13 protein-coding genes are annotated in these 19476 nt (G+C 46.1%); 7 read left to right on the forward strand and 6 right to left on the reverse strand.

All coding sequences use genetic code 11. The annotated features are described in order from the left end of the window. The first annotated feature begins 210 nt into the window (after positions 1-210). The 3 genes from CIK88_RS11330 (at position 211) to typA (ending at position 5421) form a co-directional block, all read left to right on the forward strand. Positions 211-1137 carry a magnesium transporter CorA family protein gene (locus CIK88_RS11330; protein WP_094390169.1) on the forward strand — a complete coding sequence of 309 codons (927 nt, stop codon included), beginning with the start codon at positions 211-213 and terminating at the stop codon, positions 1135-1137. Positions 1138-1248: 111 nt separating this feature from the next. Beyond that, a complete protein-coding gene (locus CIK88_RS11335; RefSeq protein ID WP_094436576.1) occupies positions 1249-3051 on the forward strand; it encodes a DUF349 domain-containing protein in 1803 nt (600 codons plus the stop codon). A gap of 567 nt (positions 3052-3618) precedes the next feature. After that, complete coding sequence (gene typA / locus CIK88_RS11340; RefSeq protein WP_094436545.1) at positions 3619-5421, forward strand: translational GTPase TypA; 1803 nt, start codon at positions 3619-3621, stop codon at positions 5419-5421. Positions 5422-5492: 71 nt separating this feature from the next. On the opposite strand, the gene CIK88_RS11345 is transcribed toward typA, so the two are convergent. Both CIK88_RS11345 and mtnN read right to left on the reverse strand, forming a co-directional pair. Further along, a complete protein-coding gene (locus CIK88_RS11345) occupies positions 5493-5972 on the reverse strand; it encodes an S-ribosylhomocysteine lyase (RefSeq protein WP_094390171.1) in 480 nt (159 codons plus the stop codon). Beyond that, positions 5965-6615, reverse strand: coding sequence for a 5'-methylthioadenosine/S-adenosylhomocysteine nucleosidase (gene mtnN / locus CIK88_RS11350; RefSeq protein WP_094436547.1), 651 nt, complete (start codon positions 6613-6615; stop codon positions 5965-5967). The genes CIK88_RS11345 and mtnN overlap by 8 nt, the downstream gene beginning before the upstream one ends. Before the next feature lie 89 nt (positions 6616-6704). On the opposite strand from mtnN, the gene CIK88_RS11355 reads away from it, so the two are divergent. The 4 genes from CIK88_RS11355 (at position 6705) to CIK88_RS11370 (ending at position 14211) form a co-directional block, all read left to right on the forward strand. After that, positions 6705-9278: a YfhO family protein gene (locus tag CIK88_RS11355; RefSeq protein ID WP_094436578.1), complete on the forward strand. Its 2574-nt coding sequence runs from the start codon at positions 6705-6707 to the stop codon at positions 9276-9278. A 39-nt stretch (positions 9279-9317) separates the two neighbouring features. Beyond that, entirely contained in the window at positions 9318-10115 is a 798-nt protein-coding gene (locus CIK88_RS11360) for a GSCFA domain-containing protein (protein ID WP_094436549.1), read from the forward strand. Then, on the forward strand, positions 10112-12601 hold the full coding sequence (locus CIK88_RS11365) for a bifunctional UDP-N-acetylmuramoyl-tripeptide:D-alanyl-D-alanine ligase/alanine racemase (protein ID WP_094436552.1): 2490 nt from the start codon (positions 10112-10114) through the stop codon (positions 12599-12601). Before CIK88_RS11360 ends, CIK88_RS11365 begins: the two co-directional genes overlap by 4 nt. A 140-nt stretch (positions 12602-12741) precedes the next feature. Then, complete coding sequence (locus CIK88_RS11370; RefSeq protein ID WP_094390175.1) at positions 12742-14211, forward strand: MFS transporter; 1470 nt, start codon at positions 12742-12744, stop codon at positions 14209-14211. Between the two features lie 262 nt (positions 14212-14473). Here the strand turns inward: CIK88_RS11370 and CIK88_RS11375 are convergent, their stop codons facing one another. The 4 genes from CIK88_RS11375 to clpB all read right to left on the reverse strand — a co-directional run bounded on the left by CIK88_RS11375 (position 14474) and on the right by clpB (position 19289). Continuing rightward, positions 14474-15061, reverse strand: a complete 588-nt coding sequence (locus CIK88_RS11375) for a DUF4230 domain-containing protein (protein WP_173815664.1) — start codon at positions 15059-15061, stop codon at positions 14474-14476. Positions 15062-15070: 9 nt separating this feature from the next. After that, positions 15071-15763 carry a DUF4230 domain-containing protein gene (locus tag CIK88_RS11380; protein ID WP_094436554.1) on the reverse strand — a complete coding sequence of 231 codons (693 nt, stop codon included), beginning with the start codon at positions 15761-15763 and terminating at the stop codon, positions 15071-15073. A gap of 8 nt (positions 15764-15771) precedes the next feature. Then, positions 15772-16512, reverse strand: a complete 741-nt coding sequence (locus tag CIK88_RS11385; RefSeq protein WP_094436556.1) for a nitroreductase family protein — start codon at positions 16510-16512, stop codon at positions 15772-15774. 188 nt (positions 16513-16700) lie between these two features. Continuing rightward, on the reverse strand, positions 16701-19289 hold the full coding sequence (gene clpB, locus CIK88_RS11390; RefSeq protein ID WP_094390178.1) for an ATP-dependent chaperone ClpB: 2589 nt from the start codon (positions 19287-19289) through the stop codon (positions 16701-16703). Positions 19290-19476 lie beyond the last annotated feature (187 nt).

Raw genomic sequence — 19476 nt, forward strand, 5'->3', positions numbered from 1 at the left:
TTTTTGTTGCCTAAAGAGAAAGAAAAAACGAAAAAACCTTTGCATTTTCAACTGATTATTGTAATTTTGCAAGCAATAAAACCAAAGTAACAACATAAAATGGACGACTACCCGGCGGATAATTACAATTCGTAAGGCGTGAGGAGCAGCATGGCAAGACAGCTAATCCTCTTGCCACAAAGTCATTTGCACCAAAAAAGGATTAGCACAATGAAGACATTCTGGAACACTAACAACGGACTGACCCAAATCAAAGAGTGGCAGCCCAACTGTTGGATACAGGTTACATGCCCAACAGAGGAAGACAGTCAACTGCTCGAAGAACAGTATAACATTCCCGATTATTTCCTATCCGACATCAGCGATACCGATGAGCGGGCACGTTATGAGTACGACGATGGTTGGATGCTCATCATCCTGCGTATCCCCTACGTCAAAGAGGTACGCTCACGTACGCCATATACCACCGTGCCACTGGGTATCATCCATAAGCGCGATGTCACCATCACCGTATGCTACTACGAAACCAATATGATGATCGACTTCGTTTCGTTCCAGCAAAAAAGAGCTGAGGGATTCACCGACCATGTCGATATGATTTTCCGACTCTTCCTGTCGTCGGCTGTTTGGTATCTGAAACGACTCAAGCAAATCTCTATGCTCATCGACAAAGCCAAACGAAACCTCGACCGCGAAGTAAACAACGAGAGTCTTATCGGACTGTCAAGACTGCAAGACTCACTCACTTACTTCAACACATCTATCCGTGGCAACGAGGTGCTGCTCTCCAAACTGAAATTTAAACTGCAGATTGACGAACTCGACGCCGACCTCATCGAAGATGTAAACATCGAGATGACACAGGCACGGGAAACTACCAATATCTATTCCAACATTCTCGAATCAACAATGGATACCTATCAGAGCATTATCAACAACAACATGAACACCATCATGCGTACGCTCACATCGGTAACCATCATACTCATGCTACCCACACTCATATCAAGTTTCTTCGGTATGAACCTCATCAACGGCATGGAGACAAGTCCCATAGGCTTCGCCATCGCCATCATTCTGTCACTCATTATATCAGTGGCATCATGGGCAGTTTTCAGACATAAACGACTCATTTAAGGGAAAAAATATCAATTTTCTGACATAAAATTAGGCTGTTTCAGATATTTTGCGTACTTTTGAAGCCTATTATGTGTACTCTAACCCATTTTCATGAACTCAAACATTAAGATGATGGACTCTCAAGAACAAACGCTCGAACAAGAGCGCAACATCCAGCAGCCAACGGCTGAAACAGAGCAAAATGCACTGCAACAGCACGAGCGTAAGCAGTATCAGAACAAACAGGAAGTGCTCGAACGCGTGCGCGAAATAGCACAAAGCGATGAAGCACCACAGAAAGACGAAGTGGATTACCTCAAAACGGTATTCTACAAACTGCACACTGCCGAACGCGAAGCTAAGCTCAAAGATTATATTGCCAATGGAGGAAACCCCGACACCTACCAAATCGTACCCGACGAAACAGAGGAGGCCTTCAAAGCAGAGATGAGCATCATCAAGGAAAGAAGACAGAAACTATTCCTCGAGCAGGAGCAGGAAAAACAAGACAACCTGCAGAAGAAACTCGATATCATAGAGAAAATCAAAGCGATGATTACATCGCCTGAAGAGGCAAACAAGTCGTATAAAGACTTCAAAGCACTGCAAGAGGAATGGAAAGAAATAAAAAATGTGCCCGTAGAAAAAGCCAACGAACTGTGGCGAAACTACCAGCTCTATGTGGAACAGTTCTACGATCTGCTCAAACTCAACAGTGAAGCACGCGAATACGACTTCAAGAAGAACCTTGAAAAGAAAACACGTCTATGCGAAGCTGCGGAGAAACTCGCTGAAACACCCGATGCTATCAGTGCATTCCATCAACTACAACAGCTTCATCAAGAGTATCGCGAAACTGGCCCTGTGGCTAAAGAGCTACGCGAAGAAATATGGGCACGATTCAAAGCTGCATCTACCGTTATCAACAAGAAGCACCAGCAGTATTTCGATGAACGAAAGGCACAAGAGGAAGAAAACCTCACCCGCAAGACTGCACTCTGTGAAAAAATAGAGGCAGTCGTTAAGGAAGACAATAAAAACAGCAACGATTGGGATAAACATACCAAGGCTATTATGGAGTTGCAAGCCGAGTGGAAAACCATTGGCTTTGCACCACAGAAGATGAACGTCAAAATCTTCGAGCGCTTCCGTAAGGCCTGCGACGAATTCTTCAAAAACAAAGCTGAATATTTCAGAAACAGAAAGGAAGAATATAAGAACAATGCCGATAAGAAACGTGCACTGATAGAAAAAGCGAAAGCCTTGCAGGATTCTACCGATTGGAAATCGACAAGCGATAAGTTTATCAATCTGCAAAAAGAGTGGAAAACTATCGGTACTGTGCCCAAGAAAATGGGCGACCAAATGTGGCAGGAGTTCAACGGCATCTGCAACAAGTTCTTCGAAGCGGCTAATGCTGCTGGAGCGGGCACACGAAGCGCGGAGCACCAGAACCTCAACAAGAAGCGCGAAATTGTGGAGCAACTCAAAGCGCTCACCGAACAAGCTGGCGACGACCTTCAGGCTAAGGTGCAGAAACTCGTGGCAGAATATCAAGCCGTAGGTCATGTACCCTACAAAGAGAAGGACAAGATCTATGAAGAATATCATGCCATACTGGATAAACTCTACAAGACACTGAACATCAATTCTGCCAAACGCCGACTCAACAATTTCAAAGACAACCTCAAACAGGTGGCTGGACGTGGTGAAAACGCCCTCGACAACGAGCGGGCACGATTGATGAGACAGTATGAGCAGTTGAAAAACGAGGTGCAGACCTACGAAAACAATCTCGGTTTCCTCAATGCGTCATCTAAGAAAGGAAATTCACTCATTGACGAAATGAACAGAAAAGTACAGAAATTGAAAGACCAAGTGCAGTTGGTGCGCGAAAAGATCAAAGCCATCGATAGCAATAAACAACAGTAAACAGCATCGTCATACCAGATACAGACAAAGGGAAAGGTCAACAACCTTTCCCTTTGTTGTTATTCTCGATGCCCCAACTGCCGGTTGCTTAATTGTTCTAACGATGGTCGAACGGTGGTCAATCGGTGGTCAATTGCCCAACATCGACCACACCATATACTTTTGAATCTCTGCATATTAGAACAAAAGGTGGTCGATGGTAACAAAATGATGACGCCGCGTGCGCGTGTGCGTGCGCATACACACGCGAGATATATAAGAGGAGAAATATCGATAAAAGAAACAGAAAAGAATAGGCAATATTGAGATATTTTAACGTCAAACAACCACATATTGATAGAACTTTGAACGCTATAAAACGGAGGTAGGCGCTGCACGACGAAGGTACTCTCGTTCGGAAAAGCGAAAGAAAATTTCCGTTTTCTTTTGTTTTTCACTCACTTATTCGTACCTTTGACGCTATGCGACGAAGGTACTCTCGTTCGGAAAAGCGAAAGAAAATTTCCGTTTTCTTTTGCTTTTCACTCACTTATTCGTACCTTTGCAGTCGATTTTAAAATTAAGAGAATGCAGGATATCCGTAACATTGCGATTATCGCACACGTGGACCACGGCAAAACTACGCTCGTGGACAAGATGATGCTGGCAGGAAACTTATTCCGTGAGGGACAAGACCTAAGTAGCCAAGTATTGGACTCCAATGACTTGGAACGCGAAAGAGGCATCACGATTCTTTCCAAAAACGTAAGTATTAACTGGAAAGGTACAAAAATCAACATCATAGACACTCCAGGACACTCCGACTTCGGAGGCGAAGTGGAACGCGTACTCAACATGGCAGACGGTTGTCTGCTGCTGGTCGATGCGTTTGAAGGGCCTATGCCACAGACTCGCTTCGTGCTGCAAAAGGCATTGGAAATCGGTCTGAAACCTATCGTGGTGGTGAACAAAGTAGATAAACCCAACTGCCGACCAGAGGAAGTATATGAAATGGTGTTCGACTTGATGTTCTCTCTCGATGCTACAGAAGACCAACTCGACTTCCCTGTAGTATATGGTTCAGCTAAAAACGGATGGATGGGCGAAGACTATAACAAGCCTACCACCGATATCACTTATCTGCTCGACAAGATTGTTGAGGTGATTCCAGCACCAAAACAGATTGAGGGCACTCCACAGATGCTTATTACAAGTTTGGACTACAGCAGCTATACCGGACGTATCGCTGTGGGACGTGTACACCGTGGACATCTGAAAGACGGACAGCAAGTGACCATCTGCCACCGCGATGGTTCGCAGGAGAAAACAAAGATAAAAGAGTTGCACGTGTTCAATGGTATGGGTCACCAGCGCACAGAACAAGTAGATTGCGGCGACATCTGTGCCGTAATCGGATTGGAGAAATTTGAAATCGGTGATACCATCTGCGATGCAGAAAATCCCGAAGCAATGCCTCCTATCGCTATCGACGAACCTACCATGTCGATGCTCTTCACTATCAACGACTCACCATTCTTCGGTAAAGAGGGTAAGTTTGTGACTTCAAGACATATCAGCGAGCGACTGAACAAGGAACTGGAGAAGAACCTTGCGCTGCGCGTAAGGCAAGTGGAAGACGCTAACGACCGCTGGATAGTAAGCGGACGTGGTGTGCTGCACCTCTCGGTACTCATCGAGACCATGCGTCGTGAGGGCTATGAACTGCAGGTGGGACAGCCTCAGGTAATCTATAAAGAGATTGACGGAGTGAAATGCGAACCTATCGAAGAACTCACCATCAATGTCCCTGAGGAATTTGCCTCTAAGATGATTGACATGGTGACACGACGCAAAGGCGACATGACCTCGATGATCAATCTCGGAGAACGTGTGGATATCGAATTTAATATCCCTTCACGAGGCATTATCGGACTGCGTACCAATGTATTGACAGCATCGCAAGGTGAGGCTATCATGGCACACCGCTTCAAAGAATATCAACCTTACAAGGGCGATATAGAGCGCCGTTCCAACGGTTCGATGATTGCCATGGAAACTGGAACTGCTTTCGCCTACTCTATCGACAAGTTGCAAGACCGTGGTAAGTTCTTCATCGATCCAGGCGAAGATGTATATTACGGTGAGGTAGTCGGCGAACATGTTCACGACAACGACCTTGTGGTGAATGTGACAAAAGCCAAACAGCTGACCAACGTACGTGCTTCAGGTTCGGACGATAAGGCTCGCATCATACCGAAAACAGTGATGTCGCTCGAAGAGTGCTTGGAGTATATCAAGGAAGACGAACTCGTAGAGGTTACTCCTAAGTCAATGCGTATGCGTAAAATTATCCTCGACCACGACCAGCGCAAAAAGGCTAATAAGTCGTAACCGAGGATATATGAATCGGATATATCCCACATCGGCAAACAGACCGATGGAGGATAAATAATAAGTCTGGGTTATTCCGGATAGTGGAGGTTCTCATCAGTAGCATGATCGAGAACCTCTTCTACATAGCGGCGGGCTTCAAGACGTGCCATGGGAAGGTCGTGGAGCAACCAGTTGCCGCAATCGCGAGGTGCAGCACCGGGTATCTCGCCTTCATAATCTGCAACGAAACGGAAGGTGCGGCGCATGAGATCGAGGATGTCACGACTCTCGTAATCACCACGAATCAAAAGGTAATTACCAGTCAGACAGCCCATCGGTCCCCAATAGATGATGCGATCTTTCCATTCAGCATCGTTGCGCAGATAGGTAGCAGCAAGATGTTCGATAGTATGGATGGCACCGTTGTGGAGCACGGGTTCACGGTTGGGTTCCTTCATACGGATATCAAAAGTGGTAACGGTCTCACCACCTACTTGGTCTTTGCGACTCACATAGATGCCACGGAGCAAACGCTCATGGTCTATCGTAAAACTGGGTATCTTATTCATATAGCGATTCTACAAATGTCTTGGTTACTTGAAAAGAGTTTTCGGCAATGGTATTCCAAAAGTCATGATACATGGAAGCATCGGTATCGCGAAGGGGAATATCACTCACCACACGAAACGAGATGAAGGGTACTCCATACTTATAGCACGTTTGGGCAATGGCTGCCGACTCCATATCAACGGCTTTGGCTTCGGGGAAATGGCTGATGATGTCACGCATCTTGTCTTTGGAATCAACAAACCAATCGCCAGTGACAATCAATCCGGGATGGACAGAAAAGCCTTCACACTTCACTCGACAGGCTTTCGCCAATAATTGTCCATCGGCTTTATAACGGGCAGGCATTCCCTGCACCTGACCATAAACAGTGGTTTGATCGATTGAACTACCGCAATACACATCATGATAACTCACTTCTGCACCTACCACAACATCCTGAACATGGATATCATCGCCGTTGCCACCAGCACATCCACTCGACACAATGACATCGGGATGGTGCCTGCGAATCATTTCGGCAGCACCTAAAGCTGCATTGACCTTACCAATGCCACACTTCTCAACAACCACGTTGCCATCGGTGAAGAGGTGTTGTAATTGTTGCAATTCTTTGTCCATTGCAACGATAATTCCTATTTTCATGTTTTGTTTCTATTGATTTATGCATGCAAAGTTACGAAAATTTGTGTAAAATGGTTATCTTTGCACTCAGAAACAAAAACAAAACGGTTATGAAAAGTTTGAAACAGTGGCTACCAGACATCTTGGTAGTGATTTTGTTTGCGGCAATATCGTTTGCCTATTTCTTCCCTGCAGATATTGAAGGACGTATCCTATACCGGCACGACTCATCGGCAGGACGCGGCGCCGGACAGGAAGCATCAGAGTATTATCAACGTACAGGAGAACGCACAAGATGGACCAATTCGCTCTTCGGAGGTATGCCTACCTATCAGACGTCGCCATCATATCATAGTACCGACACCATTGCACAAGTGGGCAATGCCTACCATCTATGGCTGCCGGAAAACGTATGGTATGTGTTTGCCTATCTATTGGGATTTTATATTCTGTTGAGAGCATTCGATTTCAGATGGTATCTTGCTACACTGGGCGCTGTTGTATGGGCATTCTCCAGCTACTTCTTTATCATCATTGCCGCTGGACACATTTGGAAAGTCATTGCACTGGCTTATCTACCACCGATGATTGCCGGTGTAGTATTGGCTTATAGGCGAAAATATATGCTGGGACTCCTGGTCACTGCACTCTTCTCTGCACTGGAGGTATTGGCAAATCATGTGCAGATGACCTACTATTACCTGTTTGTTGTAGTAGCAATGGCTATTGCCTTCATCATAGAAGGTGCGATGAAGAAAGACTGGAAACATCTGGCTAAAGCTACTGGTGTATGTATAGCGGGTGCTACAATCGGTATTTGCATCAACATGTCGAACCTCTACCATACATGGCAGTATGGCAAGGAGACGATGCGTGGACAAAGCGAACTGGTGAAGAAGAATACCGCTAACCAAACATCAAGCGGACTGGATCGTGACTATATCACACAATGGAGCTACGGAATAGACGAGACTTGGACCCTGTTGGTGCCCAATACTAAAGGTGGTGCCAGCGTGAGCATTGCCTCTGATCCCACTGCCATGAAAAAAGCAGATGCAGAGGTGAGCGACTTCTTCCAGAATACATTCAACATGAATATCTACGGCAGTTTCTCGGAATACTGGGGTACACAGCCTATGACTGCAGGACCTGTATATGTCGGTGCCTTTGTATTGATGCTGTTTATCCTCGGACTGTTTATCGTCAAAGGCCCCATGAAGTGGGCATTACTGGCAGTCACTATTCTTTCTATCCTCCTATCATGGGGTAGAAACTTCATGCCGTTTACCGATTTCTTCCTCGATTATGTGCCGATGTATGCTAAGTTCCGAACGGTGGCATCTATTCTTGTCATTGCTGAATTTACCATTCCACTGCTTGCCATGTTGGCACTGAAAAAAATAGTGGATGAACCCGAAATACTGAAAACACAGAAGAAGTGGTTTTATCTTTCATTCGGACTTACCGGTGGACTGGCACTATTGTTTGCGATACTGCCAGACGTATTCTTTGACTTCAATTCCATACACGATGCAGATGCCATCAATGGACTCAATGCACAATTGACAAATGTGTTGGGCAACTATCCCGATATGCTTGCCAACTATCAGCAGAATATATATCCGCGCATCTTGCCAAGTCTGGCCGCCATGCACAAAGCCGTATTCACTGCCGACTGCATTCGATCATTTGTAATCATTGCTATCGGTACTGCACTACTGCTTCTATTCAGCATGAAGAAAATACGCAAGGAATGGCTCGTGGGAGCATTGGTTGTGCTCTGTCTGGCGGACATGTGGCAAGTGAACAAACGATACCTCAACGATGAAATGTTTGTTTCAAAGACGGTACGTGAAGAACCCGTACAGAAGTCGGCTGCCATTGACCATATCCTACAGGACAAGACACTCGACTTCCGTGTGCTCAATCTGGCAGGCGACACCTTCAACGAAAACGAGACAAGTTTCTACCTGAAGAGTATCGGTGGATACCATGCTGCTAAGTTGCGCCGTTATCAGGAGCTCATTGACGAACATATCAAAAAGGAGATTCAAGGTCTCGCAACAGCTTTCAACAAGGCACAGGGTGATATGACCAAAGTAAATGGCGACTCGATTTATCCAGTGCTCAACATGCTCAACACCAAATATTTCATTCTGCCACTGCAAGCCAACCAAACGGTACCGATAGAAAACCCATACCGCTATGGCAATGCTTGGTTTGTGGACCAAGTGGATTATGTGGAGAATGCCAATGCCGAGATTGACGCACTCGATAAGATTGACCTGCGTCATCATGCAGTTGCTGACAGCAAGTTCAAGGATATATTGGGCAACAGCACACAGCAAGATGCTGTTAGCCTTGTCACACTCAAGAACTATCAACCCAACGAACTGACCTACGAAGTGCAGTCGGGCAAAGGCGGAGTGGTGGTATTCTCTGAAATATACTATCCAGGATGGACTGCCACAGTAGATGGCGAGCAACAAGAGCTGGGACGTGTCAACTATGTGCTCCGTGCCTTGAACGTGAAACCCGGACACCATCAGGTGGTGCTCACCTTCAAACCGAAGAGCATCACACATACTGAAACCATCGCCTATATTGCTATGGGCATCATGCTCTTGCTGATTGTGGTATTGATTGCTGAATATATTCGTCGCCAGCGACAAGCCAAGTCATAGAAACTAAGAACGTATTCATAAAATAATAGAAACTGATATATGGATTTCAGAACACCTGTCACTATCACGGAACCATCATTCCGCATAGAGCCCTTAGAACAGATACTGTTTGTAGGCTCTTGCTTTGCCGACAATATCGGTCAGCGGTTTGTGGAAAATAAGTTTCGTGCGACGGTCAATCCCTATGGTGTGATGTATAATCCAGTATCCATTCTCCATACGGTGATGCGAACCAGCGATACTTTCCCCGTGGCCTTCTTCACACTCGGCACCAACCATGTGTATCGGTTGAAGGAAACTGGCGAAATTGTAGATAACTGCGAGAAACGCCCACACCACCTCTTTCAAGAGGAAACATTGACGGTCAGTCAGTGTGCCGACTATCTGCGACAAGCCATAGCACTATTGCAAAGTCGCAGTGCCGATGTGGAAGTGGTGCTAACAGTCAGTCCTATCCGCTATAGAAAATACGGTTACCATGGCAGCCAACTGTCGAAAGCCACTCTATTACTGGCAGCCGACGAAGTGGCGAAAATGCCAAATGTGCACTATTTCCCTGCCTACGAGATTGTCAACGATGAGTTGCGCGACTACCGTTTCTATGCCGCAGACATGCTCCATCCCTCTGAGCAAGCAGTGGATTATATTTGGGAACGGCTCTGTGAAACATATCTCAGTGATCGTGCCCGACAGTTTCTAAGCGAATGGCAACCTGTGAGACAGGCACTAGGACATAAGCCTTTTGCGCCAGAATCAGAAGCTTATCGCACTTTTATGAATAAAACTATGTTAAAAGTAGAAGAACTAAGAAAAAAATATGGTAATTTTGCGTTATGATTTACTCTATTGAAAAGATTACCACGCTTATTGGCGCGCGTCGTATCGGTAATACCGATGCTCAGATAGGATGGTTGCTTACCGACAGCCGTTCGTTGTGTTTCCCCGAAGAATCGCTGTTCTTTGCACTGCAATCACAGCGCAACGACGGACATCGCTATATCAAAGACCTCTACCGACGAGGTGTTCGTAACTTTGTTGTGGAAAAGTTGCAAGTGGAAGGTGAAGACCTTACAACATATACCGATGCAAACATTCTGATTGTACCCTCTACCCTTTCTGCCTTGCAGCGCTTGGCAGAACGCCATCGTGATGAGTTTAATATCCCCATTGTGGGCATCACCGGTTCGAACGGAAAGACCATGGTCAAGGAATGGCTGTACCAACTGCTTTCCCCACAAATGACAGTAACCCGTTCACCACGTAGCTATAATTCGCAGATTGGCGTGCCCCTGTCGGTATGGTTGCTGTCGGAACAAACAGACATTGGTGTGTTTGAGGCAGGCATCAGCCAACCAGGAGAGATGGAAAGTCTGCGCGATATCATCCAGCCCACCATTGGCATCTTGACATCCCTTGGTGATGCACATCAGGAGAATTTCCGCTCGATGGATGAGAAATGTACAGAGAAACTCCATCTGTTCCACGGAGCAAAGGTGATTTTCTATAATAGCGACGACAACACCGTGAGCCGTTGTATACGCCGTTCCGGCTATGACGGTGAGAAAATAGGATGGAGCCGTGAGAACGAATCGGCACCTTTCTATGTGGCAAGCGTTAAGCCTTCTAACGAAAAACCCGGTTTGACAGAAGTGGCTTATATATATAAAGGAGAACGCGGAATATATCATCTGCCATTTATCGATGAAGCATCGGTGGAATGTTCCATAGCCTGTGCTGCAGCAGCACGCTATCTCGGTGTGACAAACGAAGACCTTGACTTGCGTATGCAGGCAATCGAACCAGTAGCGATGCGCCTTGAAGTGAAGGAAGGTCGCCATGGCTGTACCCTCATCAACGATTCCTACAACTCAGATGTGAACTCGCTTGATATCGCACTCGACTTCATGAACCGGCGTCCAGACCATCAGGGCCGTAAGCGCACACTCATACTGAGCGACATACAACAGAGTGGAAAAAGTGATTTCGAGCTGTATAACGAAGTCAACAACCTCTGTCAGCAACGCGGTGTGGCACGCTTTATCGGCATTGGTCCGATGCTTATGAAATGTGCTGATTGTATCACCATTGCTGATAAGGCTTTCTTTACCGATGCCAATCAGTTTGTACAGAGTGAAACATTCCATTCGTTACACGATGAAGTGATACTGCTGAAAGGCGCACGAGCCTTTGGTTTCGACCAATTGACCGAACTGCTGGAACAGAAAGTTCATGAGACCATACTCGAAGTGAATCTCAATGCGGTAGTTGAAAACTTGAACTACTATCGTTCGTTCCTCAAACCTGAGACAAAACTGGTATGTATGGTTAAAGCCGATGCCTACGGCGCAGGAGCTGTAGAAGTGGCAAAAACCCTACAAGACCATTGCGTGGATTATCTTGCTGTGGCAGTTGCCGATGAAGGTGTTACCCTACGTCGCAACGGAATCACACAGAATATCATCATCATGAACCCCGAAATGACTGCATTCAAGGCCATGTTTGACTATGATCTTGAGCCTGAAGTATATTCATTCCGCTTGATGGATGCACTTATCCATGCCGCAGAAAAAGAAGGTATTACCGGCTGGCCTGTACATATCAAGCTCGATACAGGTATGCATCGACTTGGATTCGATCCTGAAAAAGATATCGATGAGTTGATAGCCCGACTGAAACAACAGAGTGCCATCATCCCCCGTTCGGTGTTCTCGCATTTCGTAGGTAGCGACAGCGATGACTTTGATGCTTTCTCAGCAGAGCAGTTCCGTAAATTTGATGCAGGAAGCAGTAAGTTGCAAGCAGCCTTCTCTCACAAGATACTGCGTCATATAGACAACTCTGCAGGTATCGAACACTTTCCAGAACGCCAACTCGACATGTGCCGACTGGGACTTGGACTCTACGGCATCGATCCTCGCGACAATAGAATACTACATACCGTCAGCACGCTGAAGACCACCATACTACAAATGCACCATGTGCCGAAGGACGAAACCGTAGGCTACAGCCGCCGTGGTATATTGGAGCGTGACTCCATCATAGCCGCTATCCCCATCGGTTATGCCGACGGACTGAACCGACACTTAGGTCGTGGCGCCTGCTATTGTTTGGTGAATGGACAGAAAGCACCTTATGTTGGTAATATCTGCATGGACGTAGCTATGATTGATGTGACTGATATTGACTGTAAGGAAGGCGACAGCGTAGAGATATTCGGCGAACATTTGCCGGTAACAGTACTGAGCGATGTGCTCGACACCATACCTTATGAAGTACTGACTGGTGTGAGCAATCGCGTAAAGAAAGTCTATTTCCAAGACTAACATACAACACAATCGGGTGTGTGGACAATCTTCTAAACGTTATCGTTTACGTGAAAAAGGTCCACACACTCGTTTTTTTTTCATTTTTTATTAGTAACTTTGCATCCAAACTACGCTAAAACATCAATAAAAACAATAATATGAGTTCTGTACAGACCACAAAAATGACCAATTACCGTTGGGTAATTTGCTCGATGTTGTTCTTTGCAACAACCATCAACTACATGGACCGACAAGTGCTTTCCTTGACTTGGAAGGACTTTATCGCTCCTGAATTTCATTGGACCGACGACGATTATGGTACGATTACGGCAGTATTCTCCATCCTGTATGCCGTATTCTGTCTGTTTGCCGGTAAGTTTATCGACTGGATGGGCACTAAGAAAGGATACCTTTGGTCTATCTTCGTATGGTCGCTGGGTGCATGTCTCCATGCAGTATGCGGTTGGATAACGATGAAGTATGAAGGTCTTGACTCGGTAGAAGCACTTCGTGCCGTACAAGCTGGATCTGCCACAGCCTTGTCGATAGCCACCATCAGCGTATATCTCTTCCTGTTCTGCCGTTCGGTATTGGCGATGGGTGAATCAGGAAACTTCCCTGCCGCTATTAAGGTAACAGCCGAGTATTTCCCGAAAAAAGACCGTGCATTTTCCACATCTATCTTTAATGCCGGTGCATCAGTAGGTGCTCTTGTCGCCCCGCTGTCTATTCCCCCATTGGCAGAGTGGTTCGGTTGGGAGATGGCATTCATCATCATCGGTGTGCTCGGTTTTGTATGGATGGGCTTCTGGGTAGTATTCTATGAGAAACCCAACAAGAGCAACCATGTGAATGTTGCAGAGCTCACTTATATCAATCAGGATGCCGAAACCGATGCTGATCCTAAGGATGCAGACGACGAAGGTCCACAGATCAGCTTCCTCAACTGCTTCACTTATCGTCAGACATGGTCATTCATCGTGGGTAAATTCATGACCGACGGTGTATGGTGGTTCTTCCTGTTCTGGGCTCCTGCCTATTTCTCTGACCAGTTTGGCTACAAATCATCGTCAGGTATGGGTCAGTTGCTCATCTTCACCCTCTATTTCATAGTAACCGTATTGTCCATCTTTGGTGGATATCTGCCCAAATACTTTGTTGAGAAGAAGGGTATGGGAGCCTATGCAGGTCGCATGCGTGCTATGTTGCTCTTCACATTCTTCCCGATGACTGCTCTGCTTGCTCAGCCTCTGGCAGCATGGGAGGCTTCTCCTATCGACCCCGCATGGTGGCCTGCCATCATCATTGGCCTTGCTGGTGCAGGTCATCAGGCATGGTCAGCTAACCTGTTCTCAACCATTGGCGACATGTTCCCGAAATCTACTATTGCCACTATTACCGGTATCGGTGCTATGGCTGGAGGACTGGGGTCGATGCTTATCAACAAATGTTCGGGTAAACTCTTTACCTATGCAGAACAGCAGGGTGCAGACTTCACCTTCTTCGGTTTTGAAGGCAAACCTGCAGGCTACATGATTGTTTTCTGCATCTGTGCCATAGCTTACATCATTGGTTGGACTATTATGAAGGTGCTCGTTCCAAAATACAAGCCCATCGTGGTTGAATAATCACAAAGTCTGATTGTTTGAATAAGACCAAAAAAGAAAAGATATTATCATCATTCCATTTCGGTTGCCAAGACCGATTGGTACAATAATCATCTGAGAAAAGGGAAGAGCATAACTCTTCCCTTTTCATTTATCCTCAATCGGTCATTATATTACATGCATGACCGCGGATTAAACACACCTATAATGACCTATTTGTTTTTTATAGACCATAAAAACAGATTATCGCCAATAGGGTCATAAGGCTATTGGAACTGTCTGATTAATTATCTTCATACTTAACCACGACCTTGTCAAAGCCCATGGTTTGAAGCAAATATCGGAACTGTGTGCGCCCGTTGTCACGTGCGGTATTCATATTCTGAGCGGTCAGACAGCGACGACGCATCATGTCGCAAGCCTTAAGATAGAGTGCTTCGCGGTCGGCATTACTCCATTTCCCACTCTCATAAAAAGAACGTGTACGCGCTTCGTCTATGAAATTTTTATCGAGCAACTGCACAGGAGGTAACGTACAGACAATAGTATCGCCACGCATGGTGACCCATCCTTCCTGTACCCGACTCATATCAACCCCCAGGCGAAGTGTGCCATAATAGATTCGTGTCAACTGATCGTCGGAGAAGAAGCCTTTGCGAATAGTATCCACCAATTCTTCGTCGCTAACGGCAAGAAACTCCCATTGACCTATTGCCTCTATCGAGCGCACCTGTGTAGGCGATAGTTCCACTTGCCGTTGTGGTTCTACAGCCACCTCGTTATCCTTGTTCATCCAGAACACCCATCCTCCAAAAGCCAGAAAGGCTAATAGGATAAGACAGATGCCGATTCGTTTTATTGTTCGTATCATAATTCATCACTATTGTTGTTCGACGTCAGAGGACACCACTTTCAACTGTGGTTTGTCGACATTGAAATCTTTTCTAAAAGTCACCGTAACATGCTGTTCGGCAAAGCCCATATCCTTCAGCATCGGTATTAGGATATTGGCAGCACTAAGTCGCGCCGTTTCTATAAGTCCCAGCTGGGGAATATCCTTGATGATGGCATCGCGTCCTTGCTGTTCGAGTTGCGCCAGTTCTTTATCAGCGTAGTTGCTGCGAGCCAATGACACATGTTCTTTCATGTGTTCGTGGTCTATACGGCTGCTGGTCATCACCATCTGCGGGTCTGGCAAGATTATCTCTATTCTGTCGCCATGTCGCACCACATTCTCTTTGCTGAAAGATCCAAAGTCAATGTAAGCCTTAACAGTAGCATCGATGGGGATTGCAACTTTTCGTTCAGAACCAGGTACATGAACGTCAAACTTATGTCTGAAGATAGATCCCTGCAAGCGCATCTGATCGTCTTGCGTCACTATTTTACGCACCTGAGCCTCTGCAGTATAGAGTCTGCTACATTTCTGTATCTGCATGACCATCACTCCGAGTGTATCGTTGGCAACCTGTTGCGGCTTGTTATGAGATCCGCGACAGGTTGTCATGGCCAGAATGACGAGGCCCAATATAAGCATCAGAAAGGCAGATGCGGTCTTTACTTGTTTTTTCATGAGCTATTTTATTCCATGAAACCCTGTTTGCGGAGCACTTCCATGAGTCCGGCAGACATCGCCTCATTATCTTTCTTCGTATAGCGAATATCGGTAAATATTTGCGCCAAAGTCTCTTTATTGTTGATTTTGCAGAAGTTTTGGTTTTCTTCCAAACTCTCTTTCAATTGATAGTATCTGTTGATGTCATCAGCCGTATAGTCGTGGTAGATCTCCCGATGGACAAAGCTATCCAAGGGCAGTCGGTCAGTCTGCTGTGGTTTTTCGGCAGGCCATCCAACGGTCAGAGTTGCCAAAGGTACTACTTGTTGCGGCAGATTGAGTGTATCGATAATTATCTGTGGCATATAGACGGTAGTTCCTAAGTAGCAGTAACCGAGTCCCTCTTCGTCCATAAGATTGCAGAGAGTCTGCGTATAGAGTAGTGCATCGATGGCTCCATTGACAAACGACAGGAAATTATTGTACCCAGGAACGGCTTTTCGCTGACGTGCCCAGACAGATGTGCGATGGAAATCGGCACAGATGGTGAGTACTACCGGCGCCTCAGTCACCATGGGTTGATTGAAATGTGCAGGTGCGAGTTTTCGTTTCATTTCGTCAGAACGAGTCACCACAACACTATAGAGTTGTAGATTTCCCATGGTTTGTGTTCGTGCCGCCTCATTCATCAAGCGGTCGAGCAAGGCTTCTTCAACTGGTTTATCACTATATTTGCGTATTGATGTACGGGTCAAAAGATTCTTCATATTGCATTATACATTATTAATATTATGGGAACAAAGGTACGAATAAGTGAGCGGAATACAAAAAGAAATACGCAAATTTATTTTTTATTCCCGAACGAGAGTACTCTACAAACATAAAAAAACGATACCGTCTGTATGTATTACAGGCGATACCGTAACAGAATGATTGATGATATACTGTCCGTTGATCAGTTGCGGAACTGCAATCCTGCACCGTTGGCGTCGATTGTGATTGGCTGTTCGCGACTGACTTCCTCGGCCAATATCCTTTTCGACAGGTCGTTGAGCACCAGTCGTTGGATGGCACGCTTTACAGGTCGAGCACCAAATTCGGGGTCGTATCCCTGATCGGCAAGATAGTTGATAGCTGCATCGGTAACGCGGAGCGTAAAGCCCTGTGGTTCGAGCATCTTCTTGACCGCATTCATCTGGAGCCGAACCACGTTTGCTATTTCCGCTTTGGTAAGCGGCAAGAACATGATGGTCTCGTCGATACGGTTGAGGAACTCCGGTCTGATGGTCTTTTTCAACATATCCATCACCTGCATCTTCGTATTGGCGATGATGCTTTCTCGGTTGGTGGCGTTGAGTTTCTCAAACTCCTGCTGGATAAACTGGCTACCCAGATTTGACGTCATGATGATGATGGTGTTCTTAAAGTTTACCGTACGTCCTTTGTTGTCAGTAAGGCGACCGTCATCGAGCACCTGCAACAGGATGTTGAACACATCTGGGTGGGCCTTCTCTATCTCATCGAAGAGCACCACAGAATATGGTTTGCGACGCACGGCCTCTGTCAGTTGTCCGCCCTCATCATAGCCAACATATCCCGGAGGCGCACCAATCAAGCGTGAAACGCTGAATTTCTCTTGATATTCGCTCATATCAATACGCGTCATCATGGTTTCATCGTTGAACAGATAGTCTGCCAACGCTTTGGCGAGTTCGGTTTTACCAACACCGGTAGTACCGAGGAAGATAAACGATGCTATTGGCCGTTTAGGGTCTTGCAGACCAGCACGACTGCGGCGCACGGCATCACTCACAGCTTGAATGGCCTCATCCTGTCCGATAACCCGATGATGGAGTTCTTCCTCCAGATGGAGCAGTTTCTCACGTTCGCTCTGCATCATACGAGTTACAGGAATGCCGGTCCAACGGCTTACCACCTCTGCAATATCGTCGGCGGTCACTTCTTCGCGCACCATAGCTTCTCCGCCTTGTGTGCTCTTGAGTTGTTCCTGAATGCGCTTGATATCATCTTCGAGCATTTTGAGTTTGCTGTATCTGATTTCAGCCACACGTTCGTAGTTACCCTCACGTTCAGCACGTTCAGCCTCCAGTTTGAGGTTTTCTATCTGCTGTTTGTCCTCTTGTATCTTGTTGACCAACGCTTTTTCTCCCTCCCATTTTGCACGATATTGTTTTTCTTGATCGCGCAACTCGGCAATATCCTTGTCGAGTTGTTGTAGTTTGGGCTGATCGTTTTCGCGTTTGATGGCTTCACGTTCAATCTCCAGTTGTTTGAGGCGTCGAGTGATTTCATCGAGTTCTTCAGGTACAGAGTCGCGCTCCATACGTAGTTTGGCTGCAGCCTCATCCATCAAGTCGATGGCTTTATCAGGCAGGAAGCGGTCACTAATGTATCGTTCGGAGAGTTTCACGGCGGCAATACAGGCATCGTCTTGAATACGCACCTTATGGTGGTTTTCATAGCGTTCTTTTAGTCCACGCAGGATAGAAATGGCGCTGAGCTCATCTGGTTCATCTACCATGACGGTTTGAAAACGGCGTTCCAATGCCTTATCCTTCTCGAAATACTTCTGATACTCATTGAGCGTAGTAGCACCAATGGCACGCAGTTCGCCACGAGCCAATGCTGGTTTAAGGATGTTTGCTGCATCCATAGCGCCTTCGCCTCCACCTGCTCCCACGAGGGTATGTATTTCATCGATGAAAAGGATGATGCGTCCTTCGCTCTTGGTCACTTCGTTGATGACGCTTTTGAGTCGTTCTTCAAACTCACCTTTATATTTCGCACCAGCCACCAGCGCACCCATATCGAGTGAGTAGAGTTGCTTGTCTTTCAGATTCTCAGGTACATCTCCACGTACTATACGCTGAGCCAATCCCTCTACGATAGCGGTCTTACCAGTACCTGGTTCACCTATTAATATAGGGTTGTTCTTGGTACGGCGCGATAGAATCTGCAACACGCGACGTATTTCCTCATCACGTCCAATGACAGGATCAAGTTTGCCTGAGCGTGCTTGCTCTACCAGATTTTTGGCGTATTTATCAAGACTTTGGAAATTCTCGTCACCACTCTGACTCTGCACCTTCTGTCCTTGGCGTAGCTCTTGAATCGCAGCCCGCATGTCTTTCTCGTTGCAACCCGCATCGCGAAGAATACGGCTGGCAGTACTATTCACGGTCAACAGCGCCAACAAGATAGGTTCTACGCTAACAAATTCGTCGTCCATCTGCTTGGCAGTATCCATGGCTTTGGTGAGCACGCTATTAGCATCGTTAGACAAATAGGGCTGTCCGCCTTGTACTTTGGGCAGATGCTGAATCTCCTGATCTACGAGCATAGCTACTTGATTGGCATTGACTCCCAACTTCTGAAAGATGAAAGTCGATACGTCTTTGGCTTTCGTCAGAATACCTTTGAGCACATGGATTGGTTCAATGGTCTGCTGCCCATTCATCTGAGCAGTATTGACGGCCTCTTGCACCACCTCTTGTGCTTTGATTGTAAACTTGTCAAATGTCATATTCTTGTCCTCCTAATTATTTTTGTTTCTGTTGTTACTTGTTCACTTATCTATTATTCAACACTTGTGCCGAACTGCTTTTTGCGCCATTTAGGCAGATATTTATGCCATTTTGTCTGTATTTTAAACGCTTATACGACTTCCCGATGGTTGTTATTGCGTAACATCCTCGCATAGGCAACAATTA

Origin of the sequence: Prevotella sp. P5-50 (genome assembly GCF_002251295.1) — a bacterium.
GTDB lineage: Bacteria > Bacteroidota > Bacteroidia > Bacteroidales > Bacteroidaceae > Prevotella.

What these genes read in the sequence shown, in the direction of transcription:
- CIK88_RS11385 (WP_094436556.1), bottom strand. Translation starts at nt 16,512, where the DNA reads ATGAAGAATCTTTTGACCCGTACATCAATACGCAAATATAGTGATAAA.
- mtnN (WP_094436547.1), bottom strand. Translation starts at nt 6,615, where the DNA reads ATGAAAATAGGAATTATCGTTGCAATGGACAAAGAATTGCAACAATTA.
- CIK88_RS11380 (WP_094436554.1), bottom strand. Translation starts at nt 15,763, where the DNA reads ATGAAAAAACAAGTAAAGACCGCATCTGCCTTTCTGATGCTTATATTG.
- CIK88_RS11370 (WP_094390175.1), top strand. Translation starts at nt 12,742, where the DNA reads ATGAGTTCTGTACAGACCACAAAAATGACCAATTACCGTTGGGTAATT.
- CIK88_RS11360 (WP_094436549.1), top strand. Translation starts at nt 9,318, where the DNA reads ATGGATTTCAGAACACCTGTCACTATCACGGAACCATCATTCCGCATA.
- CIK88_RS11330 (WP_094390169.1), top strand. Translation starts at nt 211, where the DNA reads ATGAAGACATTCTGGAACACTAACAACGGACTGACCCAAATCAAAGAG.
- CIK88_RS11375 (WP_173815664.1), bottom strand. Translation starts at nt 15,061, where the DNA reads ATGATACGAACAATAAAACGAATCGGCATCTGTCTTATCCTATTAGCC.
- CIK88_RS11335 (WP_094436576.1), top strand. Translation starts at nt 1,249, where the DNA reads ATGATGGACTCTCAAGAACAAACGCTCGAACAAGAGCGCAACATCCAG.
- CIK88_RS11355 (WP_094436578.1), top strand. Translation starts at nt 6,705, where the DNA reads ATGAAAAGTTTGAAACAGTGGCTACCAGACATCTTGGTAGTGATTTTG.
- typA (WP_094436545.1), top strand. Translation starts at nt 3,619, where the DNA reads ATGCAGGATATCCGTAACATTGCGATTATCGCACACGTGGACCACGGC.
- CIK88_RS11345 (WP_094390171.1), bottom strand. Translation starts at nt 5,972, where the DNA reads ATGAATAAGATACCCAGTTTTACGATAGACCATGAGCGTTTGCTCCGT.
- CIK88_RS11365 (WP_094436552.1), top strand. Translation starts at nt 10,112, where the DNA reads ATGATTTACTCTATTGAAAAGATTACCACGCTTATTGGCGCGCGTCGT.
- clpB (WP_094390178.1), bottom strand. Translation starts at nt 19,289, where the DNA reads ATGACATTTGACAAGTTTACAATCAAAGCACAAGAGGTGGTGCAAGAG.